At 64.3% G+C, this 25,427-nt stretch carries 25 protein-coding genes and 3 tRNA genes; 11 read left to right on the top strand and 17 right to left on the bottom strand.

Annotated elements, in window-relative coordinates:
- The first annotated feature begins 4 nt into the window (after positions 1–4).
- From E0702_RS10830 to E0702_RS10800, 7 genes are all read left to right on the top strand, one after another.
- Positions 5–733, top strand: a complete 729-nt coding sequence (locus tag E0702_RS10830) for a class II aldolase/adducin family protein (protein WP_132043737.1) — start codon at positions 5–7, stop codon at positions 731–733.
- 25 nt (positions 734–758) lie between these two features.
- Positions 759–1,985 (top strand): pyridoxal phosphate-dependent aminotransferase, encoded by a 1,227-nt coding sequence (locus E0702_RS10825; protein ID WP_132043707.1) that lies wholly within the window; start codon positions 759–761, stop codon positions 1,983–1,985.
- Positions 1,982–2,785 carry an ATP-binding cassette domain-containing protein gene (locus E0702_RS10820; RefSeq protein WP_132043705.1) on the top strand — a complete coding sequence of 268 codons (804 nt, stop codon included), beginning with the start codon at positions 1,982–1,984 and terminating at the stop codon, positions 2,783–2,785. The genes E0702_RS10825 and E0702_RS10820 overlap by 4 nt, the downstream gene beginning before the upstream one ends.
- 32 nt (positions 2,786–2,817) lie before the next feature.
- Positions 2,818–3,591, top strand: coding sequence for a transporter substrate-binding domain-containing protein (locus E0702_RS10815; protein ID WP_165927515.1), 774 nt, complete (start codon positions 2,818–2,820; stop codon positions 3,589–3,591).
- Between the two features lie 79 nt (positions 3,592–3,670).
- Positions 3,671–4,378 (top strand): ABC transporter permease, encoded by a 708-nt coding sequence (locus E0702_RS10810; protein ID WP_132043703.1) that lies wholly within the window; start codon positions 3,671–3,673, stop codon positions 4,376–4,378.
- A 2-nt stretch (positions 4,379–4,380) separates the two neighbouring features.
- Complete coding sequence (locus E0702_RS10805; protein ID WP_132043701.1) at positions 4,381–5,121, top strand: ABC transporter permease; 741 nt, start codon at positions 4,381–4,383, stop codon at positions 5,119–5,121.
- Entirely contained in the window at positions 5,121–6,566 is a 1,446-nt protein-coding gene (locus E0702_RS10800; protein WP_132043699.1) for an aldehyde dehydrogenase family protein, read from the top strand. The genes E0702_RS10805 and E0702_RS10800 overlap by 1 nt, the downstream gene beginning before the upstream one ends.
- Before the next feature lie 86 nt (positions 6,567–6,652).
- Here E0702_RS10800 and E0702_RS10795 read toward each other — a convergent pair whose 3' ends face one another.
- Positions 6,653–8,230 (bottom strand): DNA topoisomerase III, encoded by a 1,578-nt coding sequence (locus tag E0702_RS10795; RefSeq protein WP_132043697.1) that lies wholly within the window; start codon positions 8,228–8,230, stop codon positions 6,653–6,655.
- Positions 8,231–8,482: 252 nt separating this feature from the next.
- Positions 8,483–9,403, bottom strand: a complete 921-nt coding sequence (locus E0702_RS10790; RefSeq protein ID WP_132043695.1) for a LysR substrate-binding domain-containing protein — start codon at positions 9,401–9,403, stop codon at positions 8,483–8,485.
- Positions 9,404–9,518: 115 nt separating this feature from the next.
- On the opposite strand from E0702_RS10790, the gene E0702_RS10785 reads away from it, so the two are divergent.
- Genes E0702_RS10785 through E0702_RS10775 form a run of 3 tightly spaced genes read left to right on the top strand, consistent with a single transcriptional unit; the run spans position 9,519 to position 13,157 of the window.
- On the top strand, positions 9,519–10,748 hold the full coding sequence (locus E0702_RS10785) for a M20 aminoacylase family protein (protein WP_132043693.1): 1,230 nt from the start codon (positions 9,519–9,521) through the stop codon (positions 10,746–10,748).
- Between the two features lie 53 nt (positions 10,749–10,801).
- Positions 10,802–12,214 (top strand): YfcC family protein, encoded by a 1,413-nt coding sequence (locus E0702_RS10780; protein ID WP_240721717.1) that lies wholly within the window; start codon positions 10,802–10,804, stop codon positions 12,212–12,214.
- Positions 12,215–12,218: 4 nt separating this feature from the next.
- Positions 12,219–13,157: a glutaminase gene (locus E0702_RS10775; protein ID WP_132043691.1), complete on the top strand. Its 939-nt coding sequence runs from the start codon at positions 12,219–12,221 to the stop codon at positions 13,155–13,157.
- A 250-nt stretch (positions 13,158–13,407) separates the two neighbouring features.
- Here the strand turns inward: E0702_RS10775 and E0702_RS10770 are convergent, their stop codons facing one another.
- From E0702_RS10770 to E0702_RS10700, 15 genes are all read right to left on the bottom strand, one after another.
- Entirely contained in the window at positions 13,408–13,830 is a 423-nt protein-coding gene (locus tag E0702_RS10770) for a single-stranded DNA-binding protein (protein WP_132043689.1), read from the bottom strand.
- An 18-nt stretch (positions 13,831–13,848) separates the two neighbouring features.
- Entirely contained in the window at positions 13,849–14,304 is a 456-nt protein-coding gene (locus tag E0702_RS10765; protein WP_132043687.1) for a DUF3158 family protein, read from the bottom strand.
- 88 nt (positions 14,305–14,392) lie between these two features.
- Positions 14,393–15,049: a DUF2857 domain-containing protein gene (locus E0702_RS21735; RefSeq protein ID WP_132043685.1), complete on the bottom strand. Its 657-nt coding sequence runs from the start codon at positions 15,047–15,049 to the stop codon at positions 14,393–14,395.
- Complete coding sequence (locus E0702_RS10755) at positions 15,046–16,932, bottom strand: ParB family protein (protein ID WP_132043683.1); 1,887 nt, start codon at positions 16,930–16,932, stop codon at positions 15,046–15,048. The genes E0702_RS21735 and E0702_RS10755 overlap by 4 nt, the downstream gene beginning before the upstream one ends.
- A gap of 75 nt (positions 16,933–17,007) precedes the next feature.
- Entirely contained in the window at positions 17,008–17,244 is a 237-nt protein-coding gene (locus tag E0702_RS10750) for a hypothetical protein (protein ID WP_027962012.1), read from the bottom strand.
- Positions 17,237–17,617, bottom strand: a complete 381-nt coding sequence (locus tag E0702_RS10745) for a DUF7673 family protein (RefSeq protein WP_132043681.1) — start codon at positions 17,615–17,617, stop codon at positions 17,237–17,239. Before E0702_RS10745 ends, E0702_RS10750 begins: the two co-directional genes overlap by 8 nt.
- A complete protein-coding gene (gene dnaB, locus E0702_RS10740) occupies positions 17,614–19,017 on the bottom strand; it encodes a replicative DNA helicase (RefSeq protein ID WP_132043679.1) in 1,404 nt (467 codons plus the stop codon). The genes E0702_RS10745 and dnaB overlap by 4 nt, the downstream gene beginning before the upstream one ends.
- The gene (locus E0702_RS10735; RefSeq protein ID WP_132043677.1) at positions 19,004–19,870 is read right to left on the bottom strand and encodes a ParA family protein; all 867 of its coding nucleotides are present in this window, start codon (positions 19,868–19,870) and stop codon (positions 19,004–19,006) included. Before E0702_RS10735 ends, dnaB begins: the two co-directional genes overlap by 14 nt.
- Positions 19,871–20,007: 137 nt before the next feature.
- A tRNA-Thr gene (locus E0702_RS10730) sits at positions 20,008–20,083 on the bottom strand.
- Between the two features lie 94 nt (positions 20,084–20,177).
- Positions 20,178–20,252, bottom strand: a tRNA-Gln gene (locus E0702_RS10725).
- Between the two features lie 6 nt (positions 20,253–20,258).
- Positions 20,259–20,334, bottom strand: a tRNA-Phe gene (locus E0702_RS10720).
- Positions 20,335–20,394: 60 nt separating this feature from the next.
- Entirely contained in the window at positions 20,395–20,667 is a 273-nt protein-coding gene (locus tag E0702_RS10715) for an oxidative damage protection protein (protein ID WP_132043675.1), read from the bottom strand.
- Positions 20,668–20,693: 26 nt separating this feature from the next.
- Positions 20,694–21,785 (bottom strand): A/G-specific adenine glycosylase, encoded by a 1,092-nt coding sequence (gene mutY / locus E0702_RS10710; protein ID WP_132043673.1) that lies wholly within the window; start codon positions 21,783–21,785, stop codon positions 20,694–20,696.
- A 52-nt stretch (positions 21,786–21,837) separates the two neighbouring features.
- The gene (locus E0702_RS10705; RefSeq protein ID WP_132043671.1) at positions 21,838–24,180 is read right to left on the bottom strand and encodes an AsmA family protein; all 2,343 of its coding nucleotides are present in this window, start codon (positions 24,178–24,180) and stop codon (positions 21,838–21,840) included.
- On the bottom strand, positions 24,177–24,638 hold the full coding sequence (locus E0702_RS10700; RefSeq protein ID WP_132043669.1) for an acetyl-CoA sensor PanZ family protein: 462 nt from the start codon (positions 24,636–24,638) through the stop codon (positions 24,177–24,179). The genes E0702_RS10705 and E0702_RS10700 overlap by 4 nt, the downstream gene beginning before the upstream one ends.
- Positions 24,639–24,825: 187 nt before the next feature.
- Here E0702_RS10700 and hisB point away from each other — a divergent pair, with 187 nt between their 5' ends.
- Positions 24,826–25,419 (top strand): imidazoleglycerol-phosphate dehydratase HisB, encoded by a 594-nt coding sequence (gene hisB / locus E0702_RS10695; RefSeq protein WP_132043667.1) that lies wholly within the window; start codon positions 24,826–24,828, stop codon positions 25,417–25,419.
- Positions 25,420–25,427 lie beyond the last annotated feature (8 nt).

The raw sequence follows: 25,427 nt of genomic DNA, 5'->3' as shown, positions 1-25,427 counted from the left end.
CCATATGGACGAACTCGCCATCCGTCGCGACCTGGCCGCCGCCTACCGGCTGATCGCGCTGGACGGCATGGACGATGGCATCTCCACCCATGTCTCCGCACGCCTGAGCGACGATCGCTTCCTGCTCAACGCCTTCGGGCTGCGCTTCGAGGAGGTGCGAGAGGACAACCTGGTCACGGTGAGTGGCGATGGCGAGGTGCTCGACGACCCCACCGGGCTGGGCATCAACCCGGCCGGCTTCACCATCCATAGCGCGCTCCACGCCGCCCGTCCCGGGGTCGAGTGCGTTCTGCATACCCATACCGTGGCCGGCGTCGCCCTGTCATGCCTGGAGGAGGGTCTGCTGCCGCTCAACCAGTGGGCGCTGCAGTTCCACGACCGGCTGGCCTATCACGACTATGAGGGCATCGCCCTGGACCTCGACGAGCGCGAGCGCCTGGCCGCCGACCTCGGTTCCCACCGCGCGATGATCCTGCGCCAGCACGGCCTGCTGACCTGCGGGCGCAGCGTCGGCGAAGCCTTCCTCGTGATGCGTGACCTGGAGCGCAGCTGCCAGGCCCAGCTGGCCGCCCAGGCCACCGGCCGACCGCTGCGGACGGCCTCACCGGCAATGGCCGAGCACGTCGCCCGCCAGTACGAGGCCTGGGCCGATAGCCCGGCAGGCATCGGTCGCGCCTGGCAGGCCGAGTGTCGGCGCCTGGCCGACCGCACACCAGACCCGCAGACCCTCTAGCCCGACCGACAATAACGAGATCGAGATGCGCTATTCCAAACTGACCGAACGAATCGCCGGCGAAGGCGCCGCGGCCTGGGATATCCACTACCGTGCCCTGGCGCGTCAGGCCAATGGCGACGATATCACCATCCTCTCGGTGGGTGACCCGGACTTCGATACTCCGGGTGCGATCGTCGAGAGCGCGGTGACCAGCCTGCGCGGTGGCGCCACTCACTACTCGGATGTGCAAGGCAAGCTGGCACTGCGACAGGCCATCGCCGACGACTACCGCCGTCAGGGGCTCGAGGTCGGCCCCGACAACCTCATCGTCACGGCCGGTGCCCAGTGCGGCCTCTACGCCGCCGCCCAGTGCCTGCTGGATCCCGGCGACGAGGTGCTGGTCCCCGAGCCCTGCTACGTCACCTACGAGGCGGTGCTGCGCGCCACCGGTGCCGAGATGGTACAGGTACCCATGGATGGCGAGGCGGGCTTCCGTCTCGATCCCGCCGCGCTGGAGGCGGCGATCACCCCACGGACTCGGGCTCTGCTGCTCAACAGCCCCCACAACCCCAGCGGGCAGCTGATCGACGCCGACACCTGGGCCGCCATCGCCGAGCTGTGCCGTCGCCACGACCTGTGGCTGATCTCCGATGAGGTCTACGCCGAGCTGATCTTCGAGGGCGAGCACCTCTGTCCCGCCGGACTGCCCGGCATGGCGGAGCGCAGTGTGGTGATCAGCAGCCTGTCCAAGTCCCACGCCATGACCGGCTGGCGCCTGGGCTGGGTGCTGGGGCCCGAGGCGCTGATCCAGCATCTGAGTCATCTGGCCCTGTGCATGCTCTACGGCTGCCCCGACTTCATTCAGGACGCCGCCTGCGATGCCCTGAAGACGCCTCCCCATGAGCTGGCGGAGATGCGCGAGACCTACCGGACTCGCCGCGATGTCGTCTGCGAGGCCCTGGCCGGGTGCCCGGCGGTCACCGCGGTCCGCCCACCGGCGGGCATGTTCATGATGGTGGATATCCGCGCCACCGGCCTCTCCTCTCAGGCATTCGCCGACCGCCTGCTCGATGAAGAGGGCATCTCGGTGCTTTCCGGCGAGGCGTTCGGCCCCTCGGCGGCCGGCTTCGTGCGCCTCGGCCTGACGGTGGACGCCGAGCGTCTCGCCGCTGCCAGCCGACGGCTGGCCTCCTTCGCGGAGCGCGCCCTGCGCGAGCGCGACCCGCATGCCCTGCCACCGACCCCGGCCTCGGAGGCCGATTGCCTATGACATCATCGCTCAATGCCGCTTTCCCTGACCGCACCACCACCGCGCCGGCGGTGGCGGTGGCGGCCCATCAACTGATCAAGCATTTCGGCGAGCTGGAGGTGCTCAAGGGCGTCTCCCTCGAGGTCGCCGAAGGCACCGTCACCTCCATCATCGGCGCCAGTGGCTCAGGCAAGAGCACCCTGCTGCGCTGCATGAACCTGCTCGAGCGCCCCGACCAGGGCGAACTGACCATCGCCGACGAGGCAATTCGCTTCACCCGCAACCCCGAGGGCGATATCACTGGACTCGATCGTCAACAGCTCCAGCGGCTGCGGGCCAAGGTCACCATGGTCTTCCAGCAGTTCAACCTCTGGCCCCACCTGACCGTGCTCGGCAACGTCATCGAGGCCCCCATGCGAGTCAAGGGACTCTCCCGCCGGCGAGCCACCGCGCTAGGTGAACACTATCTCGAGCGGGTCGGCATGGCCGACCGCCGCGATGCCTACCCCGCCTTCCTCTCCGGGGGCCAGCAGCAGCGGGTCGCCATCGCCCGGGCCCTGGCCATGGAGCCGCGCCTGCTGCTGTTCGACGAGCCCACCTCGGCACTGGACCCCGAGCGCGTCAACGAGGTGCTCGGCGTGATCCGCGGCCTCGCCGACGAGGGCCGCACCATGCTGCTGGTCACCCACGAGATGCACTTCGCCCGCGAGGTGTCGGACCAGTTGGTCTACCTCGACCAGGGCCTTATCGCGGCTTCGGGTACGCCGGAAGCCGTATTCGAGGATCCGCGCTGCAGTCAGTTCGTCGCCCCCGCCGCCTGATGGCGTTCCCACAATAACGACAGGAGACCCCCATGAAAGTCTCGATGATGATAGCAACCGCCATGACCGCCTTCGGCCTCGCCCAGGCCACCCAGGCCGCCGACCCGCTCAAGGTCGGCATCTCCGGCGAACCCTATCCGCCCTTCAGCTTCAAGGCCGCCAGCGGCGACTGGAGCGGCTTCGAGGTGGAGCTGGCCCGCGAGATCTGTGACGCCATGCAGCGGGAGTGCGAGATAACACCGACGGGCTGGAGCGGCATCATCCCCTCGCTCAAGGCCGGACACATCGACATGATCATGAACTCGATGTCGATCACCGAGAAGCGCCAGCGGGTCATCGACTTCACCCGCCCCTACTACTTCACGCCGGGTGCCTATGTCGCCGCCAGCGACCTTTCGCTGACACCCCCCGATGATCTCGACGGCCTGGTAATGGGGGTGCAGGCTGCCACCACCAACGCCACCTATGCGCGTCGCGCACTGCGCGACAGCGGCGTCGATATCCGCCTCTATGACCAGGCGGAGCAGGTCAACAACGACCTGCTCTCCGGTCGCCTGGATGTGATCCTCGCCGACCAGATCGCCATGGCCCAGTTCCTGGCCCGCGACGAGGCCGAGGAGTTCGAAATGAAAGCCACCGCACCTCACCACGCGGCCTACGGCGAGGGTGTCGGCATCGGCCTGCGCCAGGAAGACGACGAGCTTGAGGTGGCCCTCAACCAGGCCATCGCCGCGGTGATAGAGGACAGCACCTGCGCCAGCCTCTCCGAGCAGTACCTGGGCACCGACGTCTGCGTCTACGACTGAGCCGCCGATGCCGCTGTCCTTCCCCCGGCGCCGGCAGCGCCGGGGCACTCTAGTTGCGTGACCAAGGAAAACCTCGACCATGACTTCGATGACACCGGAGGGGCTGGTCGACTGGGCCGGCCCCATCCTGAGCGGGGCTCTGACCACGGTACAGATCGCCGTGCTGGCCTACGCCATCGGCCTGCTGCTGGGCCTGCTGGGTGCCGGCGCCAAGCTTAGCCCCTGGCCGCCCCTGCGCGCTCTGGCCACCGCCTACTCCACCCTGATTCGGGCGATTCCCGAACTGCTGCTGATCATCCTCCTCTACTACGCCGGGGCTCAGGCACTGGACGGCCTGCTGGCCCGCCTGGGCATGGAGGGCGCCGTTCAGATCACCGGCTTCGCCACCGCCGTCGGCGTGCTGGCCTTCGTTCAGGGTGCCTACATGACCGAAGTGTTCCGCGGCGCCATCCTGGCCATTCCGCGGGGCCAGCTGGAGGCCGCCGATGCCTTCGGCTTCTCGCGCTGGGACCGTTTCCATCGCATCGTGCTGCCGAGCATGCTGCCCAATGCCCTGCCCGGCATGTCCAACCTGTGGCTGATACTGATCAAGGACACCGCCCTGATCAGCGTGATCGGCTTCAATGAGCTTTTCTTCACGGTGCAGCAGGCCGCCGCCAGCAGCCGCGCTTACTTCCTCTTCTATGCCGCCGCCGGCGTCATCTATCTATTGATGACCGTCAGCTCGACGGCGCTGTTCGCCCGCCTCGAGCGCCATGTGCGCCGCGGCCAACCCACGGAGGCCTGAGTATGGACTTTTCCTGGCTGAGCGATCCCTTCTATCAAGGCTATCTGTGGGAAGGCTTCGTCAATACGCTATGGCTACTGCTGGTGTCGGCGGTGGGTGGCCTGCTGCTCGCCGTGGGGGTCGCTCTGGCCCGCCTGCGCGGCCCACGCCCCCTGGCCTGGCTGACCTGGGCCTTCACTACGGTGATCCGCGGCACGCCACTGCTGGTGCAGCTATTCTTCTTCTATTACGGCGTGGGCCGCCTGCTGGAGGGTGTGCCCGGCATCCGCGAGAGCGTGCTGTGGCCGCTGCTGCGTGACCCCTTCTTCTTCGGCGCCCTGACCTTCATCCTCAGCGTGGGTGCCTACTCCGGCGAGATCATCCGCGGCGCCATGCAGAGCGTGCCGCGTGGTGAGCTGGAGGCTGGCCGCGCCTTCGGGCTGTCCTCCTTCCAGGTTCTTGTCCGGCTATGGCTCCCCCGGGCCCTACAGCTCTGCCTGCCCACCCTTACCGGCGAAATGATCCTGCTGCTCAAGTCGATCCCGCTGGTCTCCACCATCGCCCTGATGGACCTGCTGCAGGCCGCCAATATCATTCGCGACGAGACCTTCCTGGTCTACGAGCCGCTGATGCTGATCGCCGGTATCTATCTCGCCACCACCGTCGTGCTGACGCTGACGCTTCGCCTGGTCGAGCTTAACTTTCCCGGCATGCGCCCGACCCGTCGACGCTGGCTGACCACGCACGGAACAGGAGTCCACTGATGCAGCGCCTGAACGAGCAGTTTATTGATAACCAATGGGTTCCCAGCCACGGCGATACCCGGCTGACGATCGTCGACCCTTATCACGAGACACCGCTGGGCGAGATAACACGCGGCGACCCCGCCGATGTGAACGCCGCCGTAGCCGCCGCTCGGCGGGCCCTTCCCGGCTGGCGTGCCACGCCGGCGGCCCGGCGCGGCGAGCGGCTCTCGGCCATCGCCGCGGGGCTCGAGCGGCGTCGCGAAACGCTGGCCACGCTATCGAGCCGCAACAACGGCAAGCCGCTGAGCGAGGCACGCCAGGACCTCGACGATGCCATCGACTGCTATCGCTACTACGCCGAAGCGGCGGCGGCCCTGGGCGAGCGCCAGGGCCGCCGCGAGGATGTCGGCCAGCCGGGACTGGCGGCCTATCGCTACTGGGAGCCGGTCGGGGTCGCCGGCCTTATCACGCCCTGGAACTTCCCCCTGGTCAGCAGTGCCTGGAAGCTGGCACCGGCACTCGCTGCCGGCTGCACGGTGGTATTCAAGCCCACGGAAGTAGTGCCCCTGCCGGAGCAGGTACTGTGCGAGATCGTGCTGGAGGCCGGCCTGCCACCCGGGGTGTTCAACCTGCTGAATGGCGATGGCCAGGGGATCGGCGCGCCCCTGAGTCAGCACCCCGGCATCGACAAGCTCTCCTTTACCGGCAGCAATCCTGTGGGCGAAGCCGTGATGCGGGCCGCCGCCAGCGGCGTTCGGCCGGTCTCGCTGGAGCTCGGCGGCAAGTCGCCGATCGTGGTCACCGAGGATGCCGACCTGGTCCTCGCCCGTGACCTGGTGATCGCCGGCATCTGTTACAACGCCGGCCAGATGTGCTCGGCCACCAGCCGCCTGATCGTTCACGAGCGCCTGGCAGACCGACTCTACGCTGCCGTCGATGCCGCCATGGCGGAGCTTCAGCCGGGAGATCCCCTCGCGGAAGGGACCACCCTGGGGCCCCTGGTCAACGCCGCTCAGCAGAAGCGAGTCAGCGACTATCTGGCCCAGGCCGAGGCGGAGGGGCTGCACAGCGAGACACCCGCCCCGCCCATGCCCGAGCGTGGATGCTTCGTATCGCCTCGGCTATATCGGGATGTTCCCACGACCAGTCGGCTGTGGCGGGAGGAGATATTCGGCCCCGTGCTCTGCGCGCGCCGGGTTGCCAGCGACGAGGAGGCGATCTCGTTGGCCAATGACAGCGACTACGGCCTTGCGGCCACCGTGGTATCGGGAGATCCGGACAGCGCCGACGCCATCGCCCGGCGACTGGAGGCGGGCAATATCTGGTGCAACAGCGACCAGCTGGCGCCCCCCCAGGGCAACTGGGGAGGCATGAAGCGCAGCGGCATCGGTCGGGAGCTGGGCCAGGAGGGCCTGGAGGCGTATCTCGAGACCAAGCGCATCACCCGTCCGGTTCCTCGCTGAACCTGGTGGCCCCTCGCGCCCTCTCGGTGCAGGGGGTGTGTCCTTCCGAAAATAGAGTCCTGACAGACAGAAGCCCGGGTGACTGATCACCCGGGACCCGACACGGTACCGATCCCAGCAGTCTCCTTGAGGCGGGCCTTCAGACGCTCATCTGTCACGAAGCGAGCTGCATGCTTCATGGCAGCGATCAGGGTGCCCTCGGTGAACGGCTTGGGTGGTGTCGTCTGCTTGGCCAGCACCTCAAGCTGCTGAGCCTGGCAGGACTCTCCCTCGCTCAGCACCGGCAGCGGAGTCGCTTCCCGCTCCTCCTCATCGCCCTCTCCAGCAGCCGCCCGGGGAAAGAGCACGCGCCATCCCTCCACACGCACCTGCCGCCCTGAGGCTACAAACACTTCCCCCTCCAAGCCTACCCGCACTTCGGTCTGATCATACGCGTGAGCCGGCAGAAACTGGGCCAGGTAGTGGCGACGAATCAGGTCATAGACGTTGCGCTCGGCATCGCTCAGCTTGGCCAGATCACATGCCGCCGTCGGGATGATGCCGTGGTGGGCAGTGATCTTGCTATCGTTCCAGACACGGCTCTTGCGATTCATGTCCAGAAGCTGGCGAAGCGGCGACAGCGCCTCGTCCGAGTACAGCAGCATCGTCACGATTCGGTCGGCATCCTCAAGCTGCGACTCCGGCAGATACCGACAGTCGGTGCGCGGGTAGCTTGTGGCCTTGTGGACTTCATAGAGTGACTGGGCAATATCCAGTACCTGCTGGGCGCCGTAACCAAAGCGTCGTGAGGCTTCCTGTTGCAGTGATGACAGATCCATCACCAGCGGCGCGGTCTCCTTCTTGCGGCTCGTTTCAAGATGGTTGACACTCCCCTGCTGCCCGGTAACTCGCTGAGCCAGCGACCGGGCGGCTGCCTCGCTGATACAGCGCCCTGCGACATCCTGGATCGAGGCGTCATGCGGCTGCCACTTCGCTTGGAAGGTGCCACTAGACGCCTGCAGATGCGCCATGACTTCCCAGAAGGGCTGGGGGACGAAGTTGGCAATCTCACGGTCGCGATCCACGACCAGCCGCAGCGCTGGCGTCTGCACACGTCCCACCGAGAGCACTCCCTGATGGCCCTGTCGCTGGGCCAGCACCGTGTAGGCCCGGGTCAGATTCATCCCGACCAGCCAATCGGCCCGGCTACGCCCAAGCCCAGCCAGGTAGAGCGGGTAGGTCACCTCGCCGGGCCTGATGCCGGCCAGCGCCTTGCGGATCGAGGCGTCGTCCAGGGCCGAGAGCCACAGACGGGTCACCTTCCCCCGATAGCCGCAGTAATCCAGCAGCTCACGGGCGATGGTTTCCCCTTCCCGGTCGGCATCGGTGGCCACCACCACTTCGGTCGCCTGGCTCAACAACTTCTTCACCACACCGAACTGCTTGCGGCCGCTCTTCTTGATCTCCATCTTCCAGGTCGAAGGCAAAATCGGCAGCGCCTCCAAGGACCAGCGCTTGAGCGCCGGGTCGTACTGCTCCGGCGGGGCCTGCTCGAGCAGGTGCCCGAACCCCCAAGTCACGACACACCCCTCGCCCTTCAGAAAGCCCCCGCTGAGCTGGCCGGCGCCAAGCACGCGGGCAATATCCCGGGCCTGCGATGGCTTCTCGCACAAGAATAGACGCATTGGCACACCTCCCTCAGAAGCGTGGAAGGCAGCATGGCAAGGCGATGGGTGCGAACGAAGAGAGAAAGGGAACGTCGACAACGAGGCTTTGCGCTAACGGAACGCCGTGCGGAAACACTGCTCGTGCGCTGCGCCCATGGCATTCCCCTCGTGCCTGGCATTGGGCTGAACGTACCGGCATTCGGAGACCCGTTGGTTTGTGTCAGGCTACCACGCCCGTGGGGTGGAGATTAGCTCGCTGAGCCAACTCACTCATTGACTCGATGGCCGGCGCGATAGGTTCAGCGCGGAGATATGGCGCCTGAACAGGGTCGCGAGCTGCTCGGCACCGGGGTGGAGGGGCACGCCGCGCAGCTTGAGCAACCCGATGGTATAGGCCGGAAAGGTGGCCAGGGTGTCGAAGCAGGCCAACCCACGGCCGGAAAGCGGATCGTCGACAAAGAACCGCGGGCCGAAGCCGATCAGATCAGTGCGTCGCATCAGCTCGACCATCATGATTGGAGAATCGCACTTCACCACCCGCTGCGAGATCGAGATGTCTTGAGCCTCGAGCCAGTCGATCAGCCGCTGTGCCGAGCTGCCGACCGCCAGGTTCAGCACCCAGCGCGCCTCAGCCATCTGCGACCAGTCGGTGGCACCCAGCAATGCGTGACCTTCACGCGCCATGGGTTCCGAGAGCAGCTCGGTCAGCGGTTCGAAGGTGATCTCGTGGGGTAGCTGATCCGCCTCGGCCACGGCGATGGCGAAGTCGATGCGTCCCTCCATTAGGCCCGGTAGCACCGTGCTCATCATGCCTTCCTCCAGGCTGAGGCTGGCATCAGGCTGCTCGCGCTCGAACTCCCGAAGCACGGCGGGCAGAGACGTGGTCGCGATTGCGGTGGTCACCGCCACCGTGACCTGCACGCCCGAGCCGCCGCGCAGCCAACGTATTTCATCCCTGGCCTTGTCCAGGGTGGAGAACGCCAGGCGCGCCCGTTTCAGTAGCACCTTGCCCGACGGTGTGAACTCGACGCCGCGGTAGCTGCGTATCAGCAGCTCCGATCCAAGGTCGGCCTCCAGTTCGCGCAGCGCGCGGGTCAGGGCGCTCTGACTCAGGTGCAGCGCCCTGGCGGCCCCTCGAATCGACCCTTCTTCGGCCACCTTCAGCAGGGCCCTCAAATGGTGGTTTTTCATCTCAAGTGAACACCTATGCGTGTCATCAAGTAGATTTTATCGTCTTTTCGATATCAGTCACCACTGACAACATCGGTTCTATTGACGCAAATTCCAATGCTAAGAGGCGAAGCCAATGACAGCCCATTCGACGATCACGCCAGATATCGACCAGATGCAGGCCTGCCGCCGCCATATCCATCAGCACCCTGAGCTCGGTTTCGAGGAGTTTGCCACCAGCCAGCTAGTGGCAGAGCGGCTGGAGGAGTGGGGCTATGAGGTTCACACCGGCATCGCCACTACCGGCGTGGTTGGAGTGCTGCGCTGGGGCGACAATTCGGGCCCGCGACTCGGCCTGCGCGCCGATATGGATGCCCTGCCCATCCAGGAGGAGACTGGCTTGCCCTGGGCCAGTCAGGTACCCGGCAAGATGCACGCCTGCGGCCATGACGGCCACACCGCCATTCTACTGGGTGCTGCCGAGGCCCTGGCCCGCCGGCATCGTGAGCAGGGGCTGCCCGGCAGCGGCACCCTGAACCTGATCTTCCAGCCCGCTGAGGAGCTGGGTGGCGGCGGTGGGGCTCTGTGCATGATCGAAGACGGCCTCTTCGAGCGCTTCCCCTGCGACGCCCTCTTTGCGCTGCACAATTTCCCCGGCAAGCCCGTGGGCCACCTGTGTTTCCGGGAGGGTGCCTTCATGGCTTCCTCGGACACGGTCACGCTGACCTTCATTGGCAAGGGCGGCCACGGGGCCCTGCCGCAGCTGGCCGCCGACCCCACTCTGCCAGCAGCTGCCACCGTGCTGGCACTGCAGAGCATCGTCGGGCGCAACGTCGATCCCAACCTCGTCTCGGTGATCAGCGTAGGCCGGATGCAGGCCGGCTCCAGCGCCAACGTCATTCCCAACAGCGCCGAGCTAGAGCTCAGCGTGCGTACCCTGGACCCCGAGGTGCGAGATACCCTCGAGCGCCGCATTCGCGCCCTGGCCGAGTCCCAGGCAGAGTCCTTCGACTGCCGCTGCGAGATCGACTACGTGCGCGGTTATCCGGTGTTGATTAACACCCCGGCCGAGACCCAGCTTGCCATCGACACCGCCCGAGAGATGTTCGGCGACGAGCGAGTCGAAGCGCCCACCGCGCCCCTTACCGGCAGCGAGGACTGCGCCTACTTTCTCGAGCAGGTGCCTGGCTGCTACTTCATCGTCGGCAACGGCGATAACGGCCACGACGAAGGGCTGCCCCTGGGACCATGCAGCGTGCACAACCCGCACTACGACTTCAACGATGACTGCATGGGACCCGCCGCCACCTTCCTGATGGGCCTGGTGTCCCGCTACTTCTCGCAGGGAACTTCCCGCTCCGAGTGATCCACAACCCACGACAACTCCAACGAGATCGCGCAGCGATCCAAAGGGTGACCATGAGCCAACAACAGTCCGATGACCGCAAGCCTGCTGCTTCCCGGAAACGTCAGTGGTTCCGTGAGTTTCCAGACCCCATGGTCCTGATCTTCATGGTGCTGGTGGTCGTCTATGCGATGACCTTCTTCGTGCCCGCCGGCGAATTCGCGCGGGAAGTGGTGAATGGCCGGAGCCGGGTAATTCCAGGCTCCTTCGAGTACCTATCCGATATTGCCAATTTGCACTTCTTCCGTGTCTTCGTGGCTATTCCCGAGGGCATGATCAACGCCGCCCAGTTCCTTTTCATCGTTTTCATCGCCGGCGGACTCTTCCACATCCTCAAGGGCACCGGGGCGCTGGAAAACGCCATAGGCATTGCTGCCTACAGGATGGGCGCGGGCAACAGCATCAAAAGCCGCAACCTGATTATCACCGCGGGCACCTTCATCTATGGCTTCTTTGGCATGGCTGTGGGCGCCGAGAACAACATTGCCCTGGTACCAGTCGGTGTGCTGATCGCCGCGGCCATCGGCTGCTCGCGCCTGGTGGGCGTGACCATGGCCGTGGGCGGTATCGCTATCGGCTTTGCGCTCTCGCCCATCAACCCCTACACCGTGGGGGTGGCACAGAGCATTGGCGAACTGCCGCTGTTTTCCGGCTGGTGGCTGCGCACCCTGATGATGCTGACCTGCCTGGCGACGCTTGCCGCCTATATCTGCCTGCGCGTGGTCAACATCGAGTTCAAGGACGACCAACCGGTGGAGATGAGTCGGAAGCTCAAGGACTACGCCCTGTCGCGCAACAACCTTGCCGTCCTCGGCATCTTCCTGGCCGGCCTGGTGATCATGCTTTTCGGCGTCTTCATCCGCGGCTGGTACATCAAGGAGATCGCCGGCAACTTCCTGCTCATGGCCATCCTGATCGGGCTGGCCAGCGGTCTCAGCGCCAACCAACTGGTCCAGCGGATGATGGAGGGCGCCTCCTCCGTGACCTCCGGCGCGCTGGTGATTGGTCTTGCCGCTTCGATCCAGGTCATCCTCAGCGATGCCCACATCATCGACACTATTGTTCACTCGCTTAGCGCCATCGTGGGGGACATGCCGGTGGCACTGGCCGCGGTGGTGGCCAGCGTCATCCAGGGCGTGATCAACCTGTTTATCCCCAGTGGCTCGGCCCAGGCGCTAGTGACCATGCCGATCCTGATCCCGCTGGCCGACCTCGTCGACATGAGCCGGCAGCTGATGATTACTGCCTTCCAGGTGGGCGACGGGCTGACTAACCTGTTCACTCCTACCGCCGGTGGCATCCTGGCCATGCTGGCCCTGGGCCGTGTTTCCTATGCCCAGTGGCTGCCCGTGATCCTGCCGATCATGGTGCCACTCTACGCTATGTGCTGGATTGCTCTGGTCGTGGCTCACTACATCGGTTACTGAGGCCATGCAATTTCTCGCCGACGCCGACCTCTCGCTTCCCCAGGCCCTTCGGGATATTCACCGGCTGGCCGTGGAGCAGCCCATCGAGGGCAAGGTAGCCGACTACATCCCAGCCCTGGCCACGGCCGACGCTATACGCTGCGGCATCGCCTTCGCCACCCTGGATGGGGAGGTCCATACCGCCGGCGATGCCGAGCTTCCCTTCTCGATCCAGAGCATCTCCAAGGTGTTCGGTCTGGTGCTGGCGATGCAGCGGATGGGCGACGGTCTGTGGCGCCGGGTCGGCATGGAGCCATCCGGTCAGCCGTTCAACTCCATCGTCCAACTGGAGTGGGAGCACGGTATTCCCCGTAATCCCTTCATCAACGCCGGCGCCATTCTGGTGGCCGATACCCTGGTCGCGCATTTTTCGTCCTCTCGCCAGGCCTTTCTCAGCTTCGTGAGACGCCTGGCAGGCAGCGAGTACTGCGACGTGAATGACGAGGTGCTGGCCTCGGAAACCCGCCACGGCAGCCGCAACGCCGCCCTGGCTTACCTGATGAAGAGCTTCGGCAACCTCGAGGCCGAGGTGGACGAGGTGCTGGCCCACTACTTCTTCCAGTGCTCGGTGGAGATGAGCTGCAAGGAGCTGGCCACTAGCCTACTGTTCCTCGCCAACCAAGGTATGCATCCGATCACCGGCGAAAAGGTAACCTCGCCGCGCGACGCCCATCGCGTCAATGCCATCCTTTCCACTAGCGGTATGTACGACCAGTCCGGCCAGTTCGCCTTTGCTGTGGGTCTGCCAGCCAAGAGCGGCGTCGGCGGCGGCATCGTGGCCATTGTTCCGGGCCACGGCGTTATCGCCGCCTGGAGCCCGCCCCTCAACAGGCATGGCAACTCCACCCGCGGGCTCTCGATGATCACCGAGTTAGCGAGCCGTCTTGGGCTGTCGATCTTCTAATCACACAACTAGGGCCAGCGTATATAGAGACTGATTCTGACTGCAGGCCAAAGCAGATCACTCGGGCCGCCTTCCACGGTTGAATATATACTCATTCTTACGGAGGTTCGTATCATCGAGACCAAAATTTGCCGACCTGGCTGTATTAGTATAACTGGTATCGTGCGCATGCCAGCCTGAATTATTGGCCTCTTGTCAGTCAGCTGGTCTTTTCCGTGAAAAAACTGGTGGCTTTACACAGCTAGCTCCCTTAGCCTTCCTGGTTCGCCTCCGGGCTACTGGCATGTTGCTCCTCAGGCTGCTGTTTCTGGGGGGCATCCATGATTACCTGAACCATCCGGTGAGGCAAAATAGCCACCCGCTCGGCAAGCACCTTGAATGCCGTGCGCTCCTCGCCGTTCTGCTCCCAGCTGTCCTGAACCATCTTGCCCATCACCACGATCCGCATGCCCCTCTGGTACAAGCGCGACCAGCGCTCGGCGTCACGATGCCACCATTCCACATCTGCCCAGAATCCACCGCGATCCACGATTTCCCCATCCTTTGGAACCAGGTTATCGAAGCGAACATTGAGCCTGAGCAGCATGCGGGGCGGCTGGTTGTCACGCACCGGAAAGGTCCTGACCTCAGGGTCCGTTCCGATATTCCCTTCACCGTAGAAGCGTGTCCCCATGAGTGTTCTCCTTGGTCGTTATCGCTGAAAAGAGACTGCGTGCTGGATATCTGTCAGCGCCTTGCTGATACGCTTGAGCGACCCGTTAATCGTGGCCGCCTTGGCGTTGAACACACAGCGTTCAACCTCCAGGTCGATGACGGACTGCCGCACCGCCTCGGATATATCGTCTCGTGACAAGAATGCTTCCAGAAGCCAAAGACCCATTCTCCTCTGCCTGTTATCGCGCCACTGTAGTGTTCTGGTAGGGACACCTGATTTTCCCCATGGGGTTAGCCAGAGTCCGGTCGATTTCAGCAGACTTCCATTTTCCTGAGAGGCCGTATCGATCGCCTCTTGTCGCGCAGCCCTCGCTGCCTCTTCCAGTTCATCACGCAGCCGAACCAGCTCCCCCTTACCCTTAAAGGGTTTTAAAAAACCCTTTGCGTAGCTGATGAATGCGTCATTGCCATAGCGATTCGATGCGATATTCACTCTGCCCCCTCATGCTCTTGCCGTGATTCCAGTGGAATCAGCCCTGGAGTCACCTTCCGACATCGCTGCCCAAGTGATGCCACTGGCATCACCCCGAAGCCCCCCTCCGGCACCGCTGCTCAAGTGATGCCACTGGCATCACCCCGGAGGCACTATCCGGCAACTCTGCCCAGGTGATTACAGTGGAATCACCCGGGGTGAGCGACACGCTACTCCTCAGCGGACGTTGCATGGTCACTCTCCTCTCCGTTGCCACGACCCGCAGGCCTGGCCTCCGCCAGCTTGGCAATCGGTGGCGCAAACTCGCTGCGCCGCTCGCCGGAGAGTACATCGTCGGGGAGTGAACCGAACTTCTCGATGGCATCGCCAGACGACCCTGGCGCGGTGCTATGCCTAGCAGCTGGCGACGAGTCGAGCAGTCGTTGCCGGTCAGGCCGAAGAAGGCTCCCATCATGCTGACACTGGCCCCCAGCCTCAGGCAGCGATCAATCAAGGTCTCACGATCCTGGTCACGATCGATGCGTGCCAGAACACCACGCAGGGCGGCATGGTCCACCGAAAAACGTGCCACCACCGGCCCTGCGCAGGCCAGCGAGTCGATATCGCTCGCTCTCAGCCGTCGCAAGGTGCGTAGCTCATCCTCGCTGAAACCGAGGGCCAGCGCTCGGCGCATATTGCCCTCCCGAAGAAACCCCATGACCTGACTGAGCAACGCCTGATTCAAGCTTGCAGATGAAGAACTCATGACTGGGTCTCCTGCTGTCCCTGAAGATGTTCACGAAGGCGGCGGATCAACCGCACCAGACGAAAGAAACGAAGCAGTACCGAGTCGTCCCAGACACTCTCATCGCCCTCTTCCCGATGGGTGCCAAGCAGCGCTCCCCATAGGGTGGCATCCGCGGGATACTCGGGATTGAGCTCACCGCGAAGGCTCGCCAGCGCCTGCCGGGCGATGCGTGAACGACGGTCGGCGGAATCCGGCAACGGGTTGAGGTCGAAGCCGATACTCTCGTCATCGGCGACCACCACATCGCTGCCGCCGAAGCCACCCCAACGCGCAATCACCTGCACCAGTTCACGGATACGAATACGCAAAGAGCGGGGCTCATCCTCTACCCCCTCGATAAACCAGACGTCGGCAATGGGTGGGGTAATCTCGCCGGAGAGTACCGGTGCCGCCAGAGGGGCCAGCTGCTCGAAGTCGAAGCTCGGCACCCCGAGCTCGCTGGCCAGATGGTGGCGATAGCCGCGCTTTCCCGGGCTCTCTTCCCAGCTGGACTGAGTCAGCCCCTCCAGACGGGCGCCCCGTTCAACTTCTGTCCGAGCGGCCCCCTCTGGCCAGTCGACCGCCTCCTCTGCGGCCGCGGCCATGAGTACAGGCCCAGGTTCCGAGACTGGCTCATCAAACTCAGGCATTACAGCGGCCTGCGATTCGCTCAGCCGCTTCTTTTCACGCTCCAGCGCGGCAACCTGCTCACGAAGTCGGAGCAACTCGGCACTCTCCACCCTCTCGCCATCGGCAGGCGCCTCTCTACCAAGAGTTCGCGGCGATGGCAGCTGCTCTACTTGTGGTTCAGAGCCAGGCACGGGCTTCTGTGCCTTCGACGCACTATCTGCAGAGGAATCGGCAGCGCTATCAGGTAGCGGTGGATAGAGTGAGGGCGGCTGGGCATCAGGATCGCGCATCTGCTGTAATTCAACGTCCAGGGCCTCGAAGGCTTGGTGCTCTTCCAGGTCCCAGCGGCGCTTGCGATAGGTGACGATATTGTCGAGCGTCAGTTCGCAGATGTTGAAATGGACCCCGGTATCATCCGACAGCATGCCGCACAGCCGATCCACCACGATGCTCCAGTTCATCTCGGTCTGGCCCTCGTCATCGAACCAGGCCATGGTCTGGTGCCAGGCTTCGGCAAAGCCTTCGGGTGCGACTTCTTCGGTACAGCGCTCCCAGATCAGCCGGCAGGCTTCCCGGTAGCTGATCAGTTTCTCGACCTGTGGCCGCCCCAGGCCGCTGTAAAGGGTATTGGGCAGTGTGGGCAGCAGGTGCTCGACGGTGTAGAGCATCTTGCTGATGTGACTCTGGGCAACCTGATAGCCATCCTCGGCAAGGCGCTTGACCAACTCACGCTGCGAGAGCGTGTCACTGCTCTCTTCCTCATACATCACCTTGGCATCCACCACGCCCTTGGCACGCTCGATCCAGAGTAGCTGGCCACGATTGTCGTTCTCGCTGAGATGCCCCGTCAGCATCTTCACTTCCGACTGCCAGGGTCTGTAGAGGGCATAGAAGGCATGGAAGTGCGAGTCACCGGTCTCCTCATAGAGCTCGCGCAGGATCTGCAGGCGGGTATTGCCTCCATCACAGATCGTGTATTGCTTCTCGCCCGGTCGCTGGGTGACAGGTGGCTTATGCTTGAGACCCGCAGCGCGGATCGACGCCTTGATCTCCTCGTACTTGGGGTTCTGGACCTGCCGGGGGTTGTGCTCGTAGGGCTTGAGCATATCCAGTGTGACCCAGACGGCCATCTCCTGATCAGGTGGTGTCACGGCCTCCACGGGCTGCCCCTGACGCCTGGGGCCCGGCTGCATCAAGCGTTCGCGGAGCTGCTGGTCGGTAGGACGTTTCATTGACTGATTTCCTTGGTGACGGTGCTGACAGAAGCGATGCCGGCGGCCGGCATCTGACTGCTGATGACAGTGGAATCACTCGTCATGACGGCACCTCTGCTGCCACTCCGCCCGGCGCAGCTGGGAACGTGCATTCAGCTCGGCCCGGCGATCCTTGGTGGTGAAGGAGGTGAAGACCGGGGCACAGCCCGGCTTGCTGAATCTCAGGTGCCCACCGCTGGTACGCTGCACTTCCCAGCCACGAGTTGCGGCATAGCGCACCAGACGCTGCATCCCCTTGCACCCACGTGCTGCTGAGAGCGACTTATTCATCGTTGGCCTCCTCGATCTCCCAGAAGCACTTCAACAAGGCATCACCGTCCTCGACGAAGGTGTGGATCTCATGGCCGCTGTAGGTAGCCATCTGAATCACCGCGAGGGCAGCCTCCTGCAGGTCCACATCGAGCCCACGCAGGCGTTGCATCTCGAAGGGCCAGCGGTAGCCGTTGTAGAGTCCGAGGAGGAGGCGTCGCAGGTGATGAGACTGGCCGCTATGGCCCTGGGCCGCATGGATCAAGTACTCAAGAGCGGCAAGGCCTTGCTGCTCGGCCTCGAGCTGACGCAGACGGGTCTCATTCATGACCTGAGCCAGTGCCTGTGAAAGACGGGAGCGATGCTCGGGTGTACGCACGCGATACTGGCTCATGAGGCTACCTCCTGATGCTGCCAGGCTAACGGCTTGAAGCACGCCGACTCCCCTTGGAACGTCAGGTGAACGGTTCCAGTAGGCCCGTTGCGCTGCTTGCCCAGAATCAGCTCGGCCAGGCCGTGACTCTCCTCGTTGTCGGGGTGATAGACCTCGTCGCGGTATATGAAAGCGATGACATCGGCGTCCTGCTCCAGCGCACCACTGTCACGCAGGTCGGCCATGCAGGGACGCTTGTTGGGGCGGGTTTCCAGGGAGCGGTTGAGCTGCGACAAGGCAATCACCGGGGCGCGCAGCTCCTTGGCGGTCTCCTTGAGAATGCGACTTATCTTGCCCACCTCGAGAGTGCGGTTTTCGCTGCCCGGCTCCTGAAGCAGTTGCAGGTAGTCCACCAGGATCATGGAGGGCCGCCCGAAGCGCCTCGTCATGCGGCGAGCACGAGCCTTCAGGCTGGAGGCGGTGATCCCGGAGGCATCATCGATCAGCAGCTTCCCGTCCAGCTGAGTGAGCCGACTGACCGCAGCGGTTACCTTGGGCCAGTCCTCGTCTACCATCTTTCCGGTACGCAGCTTCTGTAAGGAGACATCACCGAGGCTGGCGATCAGCCGCAGCATCAGCTGCGATTCGGGCATCTCCAGAGAGAAGATAAAAACCGGACCTGCTACCTGCTCTGCCGTCAGCGCATGCTCCGCGAAGCCGAGCCCCATGGCGGTCTTGCCCATGGAGGGGCGGCCGGCCAGGATGATGAGGTCTCCGGGCTGCCAGCCCGCTGTCATGGCGTCCAGCTCACCAAGCCCGCTCGGAAGGCCCGTCACTCCACCCTGGGCATTGAAGGCCTGGTCAATGACGTTGATGGCCTCCCCCAGCATCTCCTTCATGGAGCTCAGCCGCTCATGGCGCTCCTCCGTCAATGCGAAGAGCTTCTGCTCCGCTTCCTCGATCAGCTCGGCGGCCGAGCGGCCTTGGGCACTAAGGGCCTTCTGGTTAAGCGTGAAGCAGGTGTGAACCAGCTGACGCAGTGCATGGCGGTCACGCACGATCTCTGCATAGGTCGTTACATTGGCCGCGCTGGGCGTATTGCGAGCCAGCTCGGCCAGGAAAGCGAGCCCTCCCACCTGTTCCAGCTGGTGGGCTTCCTCCAGCGCTTCGGAGACGGTCACCACGTCCATCGGCTGGTCACGCTCGGCCAGCCCCTGAATCGCCTGGAACACCAGACGATGGGCCTGCTGATAGAACATCGCCGGCGCCAGGCGGTCGGCGATTTCATCCCACATGGCGTTATCCAGCAGCAGGCCGCCCAGCACTGACTGTTCGGCTTCCAGGCTGTGGGGAGGCAGGTAGCCGGTTTCGGGTCGCTCTTCGGCTATCCGAAGGTCGACCAGGTTCTCAATGGCACTCATCGTGGCAGCCCCCCAGCATGGTGGTGGTAATGACCATGGCGTCGATCAGCCGCTGCCAGTCGGCGTTGAGCTCACAGGCCATCAGCTTGACCTGATCGGCAGCGGCGGGCGACTTGCGGCCGGCAGGCTTGCGCGGTTCGAACTGGTGAGCCGGCAGACCAGCACTGGCCGCCTGTCGGAAGGCGACTCCTGCGCGGATAGTGCTCTGCATGACGGTGACGCCCTGATCGCCGGCGGCGAACATCTCCGCCAGCGTCTGGTGGATGCCCCGCGCATCGGCGGTTTCATCCAGGCGGTTCACAAGCACGGAAACGGGGGGAACAGAAAGGTGGGTGAACTGGCTGAGCGCCTCGAGATCGCGTAGCAGACCAACGGTGCCGCGCACGAACTCACGGGCGGAAAGCAGCTCGGGGGTGATGGGAGAGAGGGCATGATCAGAGGCCAGGACCGCCATCTCAAGGGTGATCGAACGTGCCCCCTGGGTGTCGATCAATAAGAGGTCATAGTCCAACATGCTGGAGAGCAGCTGGGCGAGTCGGAAGCGCCCATCCGGGGCGTTGAGCAGCAGTTGGGGGAGCTGACCGGCATGATCGTTGGAGATCACCACATCCAGGTTGGGATGGGCCGTCTGCGATATGACGCGGTCAGGAGCCGTATCGCTGAGTGCGATCAGCTCGTAGGTGCCGCCAGGGGCTTCGGTACGAAGGGGATAGTAACTGGAGAGCGTGGGTTGGCTGTCCAGGTCGATGAACAGGACCTTGAGGCCCGCATCGGCCAACAGGCCACCCAGGTTGGCGGTGACGGTGGTTTTACCCACGCCACCCTTGGTCGAAACAACGGATACAACGCGCATAACCTCACCTCGGCTCCAGATGGAAACAAGTGTGAGGCTGATGATCTGTCTCTATTTCACGAAGCTGCCGGCGCTAAGCCGCCCTGACAGAGCTTCCTTATCGTGCTGCCAAGCCGATGATTTTCAAGGCTTTCAAATGGTGCCGACACCAGGAGTCGAACCCGGGACCTACTGATTACAAGTCAGTTGCTCTACCAACTGAGCTATGTCGGCAATAGCCGCACTGAAGGCGACATGGAGGACCACTCCTCCTGGCGAGGAAAACCGTGAACTCGGGTCCACGGTCTTTCGAAAACAAGGTTGGCGATGGCTGGGGTACCAGGATTCGAACCTGGGAATGCCGATACCAAAAACCGGTGCCTTACCACTTGGCTATACCCCAGCAGCTTGGTGGCCAGAGAGGGAATCGAACCCCCGACACGGGGATTTTCAATCCCCTGCTCTACCGACTGAGCTATCTGGCCCCTTGCCAACGGTGCGTATTAAACCCCAACCGGCTTTTCGCGTCAACCCCTTTCTTATCATCAAGATGAGGGCGGCACGTAACCTTCGGCCTGATCGGTCTCCTGGTTGTCGAAGAAGCGCTCCATCTGCTCCATCAAGTACTCGCGGGAGGAGGGTTCGAGCATATTGAGGTGCTTCTCGTTGATCAGGCGGGTCTGCAGGGCCTGCCACTCTTCCCATGCCCGGCGCGAGACATTGGCCTGGATCTCCTGGCCCTTCTTTCCAGGCAGCGGGGGAAATGGCAGGGCATCGAGCTCCTGCTGATACTTGCGGCAGAACACGGTCTGACTCATGAGACGTCTCCTAGGCAGATGGAAGCTCAGGGCCCCGGCGGCATGTCCAGGGTGAAGGTCGCCAGGCTCGCCAGCAGGGCCTTCACCGGGGCCGCCAGGCCCACGGCATCGGGATTATCGGGATCGTACCAGCGGCGCGCCTCTCCGATCGAATCGAGGCTCCCGATCCGCGCCGGCTGGGGCGTGATCTCCAGACGGAAATGGCTGAAGACATGGGTAAAGGAGGCGCCCGGGGCATCGAGCCGGCTGCCTGGCGCATGGATGTCGAGCCAGGCCTGCAGGGCCAGCGCGTCATCGAACTGCGGCAGGCTCCAGAGCCCACCCCACAGGCCGCTGGAGGGTCGCTGTTCCAACAACACCCTTCCCCGCGCATCGCGCAGCAGCAGCATGCGAGTGGTTCGCGTGGGCAGCGCCTTCTTCGGTTTGGATTCCGGGAAGCGGCGCTCCTGACCGCGTGCATGCGCCACACAGACATCGCTGAAGGGGCAGCGACCACACTCGGGGGTGCCACGCCGACACAGGGTGGCGCCCAGGTCCATCATCGCCTGGGTGTAGTCGGCCAGGCGATGGTCCGGCGTATAGTGATCGGCCAGCGCCCATAGCCTGCGCTCCACCGCCGGACGCCCCGGCCACCCCGCCACGGCATGCAGCCGGGTGAGGCTGCGCTTGACGTTGCCATCGAGGATCACCGCCCGCCTCCCCTGGCTCTGCGCGATGATGGCGCCGGCAGTGGAGCGGCCGATACCGGGCAGGGCCGCCATCTCGTCGAGGCTGTGGAGTGGAAACGCCCCGCCATGCTCCTCGACCACCACCCGGGCGGCCTTGTGCAGGTTGCGTCCTCGGGCGTAATAGCCGAGCCCCGTCCACAGGTGCAGCACCTCATCCTGCTCCGCCGCCGCCAGGCGGCGCAGGTCGGGAAAGCGCGCCATGAAGCGCTCGAAGTAGGGGATCACGGTGGTCACCTGGGTCTGCTGCAGCATGATCTCCGAGACCCACACCCGGTAGGGCGTGCGGTCTTGCTGCCAGGGCAGATCATGGCGGCCATGCTGATCGAACCAGTCGAGCAGACGCTGCTGAAAGGTGGCGGGCGCGAGTACGGGTGTCGGTGTATCGGTCATTGAAGCTCAAAAAAAGGCGCCGGCACGAGGCCGACGCAGAGACTGACTTTGCTCACTCGAAGAGACCCCTCAAGGAGTCACGAAGTTCCTTGCCGGCACCCTCGCCGAGGCGTTCCTCGAGCTTGTCGAGGGCCCCCTCCAGCTGCTGCTCCACGGCATTGCCGGCACGCTCGCCAAGCTCATCGCGCAGTGCCTCGCCGATGGCCGCCTGGAAGCCGTTGCTGTCGAAGCGGCACCATTCGGCGCTATCGCCGTCGAGGCTGCCCTCGCAGCGTACCGGAAGGGGCAGGCGCTCGAGGCGACGATTGACCTTGCAGGCCATATCGGCGGTATCCACCACTCGCGCCGCGGCACGCAGGTCGAAGCGCTCGCTGGTCAGGTCGAGCCAGCCCTCGCCGCCCACGTCGATCCCCGGCAGGGTAACAACGAGGTCATCGCTCTCCACGACGCCGTCGCGCACCTCAAGGGTGGCCTCGGCACGCTCGAAGCGCGTATCCGGCGCCCACTCGCGCTGGGTCGTCTCCCCCTGCAGGGTCGCCACGGCGCTGCACAGCTCCCGGGAAACATTGACGTCGAGGATGGCGCCATCGCCCAGTCGCGTGGCGAGGCGCCCATTGAGGCCGCGCTTCATCACCGGCCAGGCATTGCCATGGGTGGTCAGCTCGCCGTCGACAAAGGCTTGGCCCCGCAGCGGCGCCCGCGCATCTCCCTCGCCCAGCGCCTCCAGCAGAGTGTCGACACGCACCCGCTCCAGGCGCGGCGCTAAACGCCAGGCGATGGGGTCACGAGTCAGATCAAGCTCGCCCGTGGCGGCCAGACTTCCTTCGTAGAAGGCCGACTCCAGCGACGCCAGTCGCAGTCGGCCATCCTCACCCTCGAGCGCCAGCGAGGCGTCCTGAAAATCCAGGCCACCTAGCCGCAGTTGGCTCAGGGTCAGGCTGGCGTCCAGCGACAGGTCACGCAGCCAGTCGACGGGCAGCATCTCGCCCTCCTGGGCATAGGCGCGACCGATGCCGGGCGACCAAAGACCCGCGCCGTCCGGGGCGGTCCCCGAAGCGGCCGGCAGATAGGCGTCAAGGTTCAGGCTATCGCCCTGCAGCTCGGCCTCCAGGCTTTGCCCGTCGAGGCCCGCCGTCAACCTCCCGGTGAAGGTGCTGTCATCGAGCACCAGGGTCATGCCGCTAAGAGCCACCTGCTGGAGGTCGCCCTCCAGGGGGGTCGTCAACGCCACATCGGAGAACGCTTCGGGATCGGCCGTGGTCGGCAGGCTGCCGAAGCGTTCAAGCCATGGCCGCAGCGAGGTCGGCGCCAGGCGCAGCTGACCGTCGTAGCGTGGTTCATCGTAGAGAGCGGCAAGATTGAGATTGCCGCTCAGGCGCAGGCCATCATTACCACTCAGCGTCAGATCATGCAGTTGGGCGCTGCCGTCGGCAATATCTGACTCCAGGGCGAACTCCATGACCAACGAGAGCGGAGCCTCCCCGAGCACGGCATGCTCGAGTGTCGCATTCAGCGTGCCGCGCTCCAGGCGCAGCTGGCGCTCCCTCGCATCGATCACCAGTCGCTGGCCACTCAGCTCCAGCTGCTGTGGGCTCTTCACACCGGCCAGCTGGTTGCGGGTGACCAGGGAGAGGTCCTCGAGACTATAGCGGCGTTCGGCCAGGGCCAGGGCGAGGCGCCCCTGCAGGGTGACGTCACTGGCCAGCTTCGGCACGGTATCACCGGCACCCGTCGGGGTATCGTGGCCAAATAGCTGGAAGCTGGTCGTGAAGGGGAAGGGACGCCGCGGGTTGACGTTGCGCCCGGTGACCGAGAGCCCCTTGAGGTGCAGCGAGCGGCCGATGGCCTGGTCGGTGTAGTTCACCTCGCCGTCCTTGACCTCCACCCGGGCGATATTGAAGGCCACGGAGGGCCCACTGCCACTCGGTGTCGGTGCCGTGGAGGCACTGGCCGGTGTCGGCAGATCCTCATCGTCATCGGCCAGGCGCTCGAGCAGCGTCTCCCAGTTGCCCCGTCCGCGCTCGTCGCGCGACAGGTTGAGGCGCAGGCCATCCAGGGCCATGCCGTCGATGGCCATCTCTCCGCGCAGCAGCGATGTGAAGGCCAGGCTCACCTCCGCGCGTCGAAAGGCCATGAAGGCCATGTCCTGCTCGATGGACTGCTCCGGCAGCCAGGCCTCGGCCTGCTCAACGCCGACCCCCAGTCGTGGATAGAATGACCAGGAGAGGGGGCCCTTGAGGTCCAGGATCAGGCCGGTGCGCTCCTTTACCACCTCCTCCAGTTCCGGCTTGAGGTCTTCAGGGTCGAGGAAGGTGGTAACGTAGATCACCGCCCCCACGGCCAGCACCGCGAGAATGCCGATGGCGGCCAGCAAGGTGCTCAACATACGCTTCATCGTGGCAACTCCTTGGAATGACGGCCCGAAAGAGCGAGTTCGTAGTGATCGCCACTGCGATCGAGACGATAACCGAGCCGCGAGAGCATCAGCTGATCGGCCATCTGCAACTGGGCCACCTCGACACGCAGCGGCTTGCCCTCAGCACTGGCGGCCTGGGCAACCAGTGTCAGCAGGCGCGAACCGACGCCTCTGCGGCGCGTCGGCTTGCGAACGCAGAAGTGCGACAGCCACCAGGCCTCACCGTCATCCCGCAGCGCTATGGCGCCAATCAGGCGGTCATTGAAGCGTGCACACAGGAAATTCCCCCCAGAGTCCAGGTGCGCTTCGATGAAAGCATCAGGCGCTGACGGCAGACGCTCGGCGGGCGCATCGGCATAGATACGAACAAGGTCGGTTCGGGCCTGAGCGTCCATGTCACAGGCGCCCCGGTCGACGGGGTGCAGTGTCACCGGCATAGCTGATCTCCTGGGCCGGGGCAGCGAGGTTCGCCACCGCGGAGGGGGCATTGTAGCGGATGGGGTCGGCGATTCTCTATAATGGCAGTTTTACGGTGACGGGCGAGCCCTGCCACCATCCTGTTTCCGCGGGCCGCCTCCATCGGTAGTCCGCATCGACATGCGCCCAGGCGCTGGAGTTGCCTCAATGTCCGAGCGTATTGCCACGGTCAGCCGTGACACCCAGGAGACCCGCATCAGCGTCACCATCAACCTTGATGGAAGCGGCAAGCTGAGCTGCGAGACCGGTGTGCCCTTCCTCGATCACATGCTCGACCAGGTGGCCCGTCATGGCCTGGTCGACCTCGATATCAAGGCCGATGGTGACCGCCATATCGACGACCACCACACCGTCGAGGACCTGGGTATCACCCTCGGCCAGGCCTTCGCCAGGGCCATCGGTGACAAGCGCGGCATTCGCCGCTACGGCCACGCCTATGTGCCACTCGACGAGTCGCTATCCCGGGTAGTCATCGATTTCTCGGGGCGCGCCGGTCTGTTTATGGACGTGGAGTTCACTCGCGCCGCCGTGGGCAGCCTGGATACCCAGCTGTTCTGGGAGTTCTTCCAGGGCTTCGTCAATCACGCCATGGTCACCCTGCATATCGATAACCTGAAGGGGTTCAACGCCCACCATCAGGCGGAGACCATCTTCAAGGCCTTCGGTCGTGCCCTGCGCATGGCCCTGGAGCCCGATCCGCGCATGGCCGGACAGATGCCTTCCACCAAGGGCAGCCTGTGAGCCCCACG

Origin of the sequence: Halomonas marinisediminis (assembly GCF_004347715.1) — a bacterium.
Classification (GTDB): Bacteria; Pseudomonadota; Gammaproteobacteria; order Pseudomonadales; family Halomonadaceae; genus Halomonas; species Halomonas icarae.
This window is presented reverse-complemented; position numbering and strand designations above follow the sequence as displayed.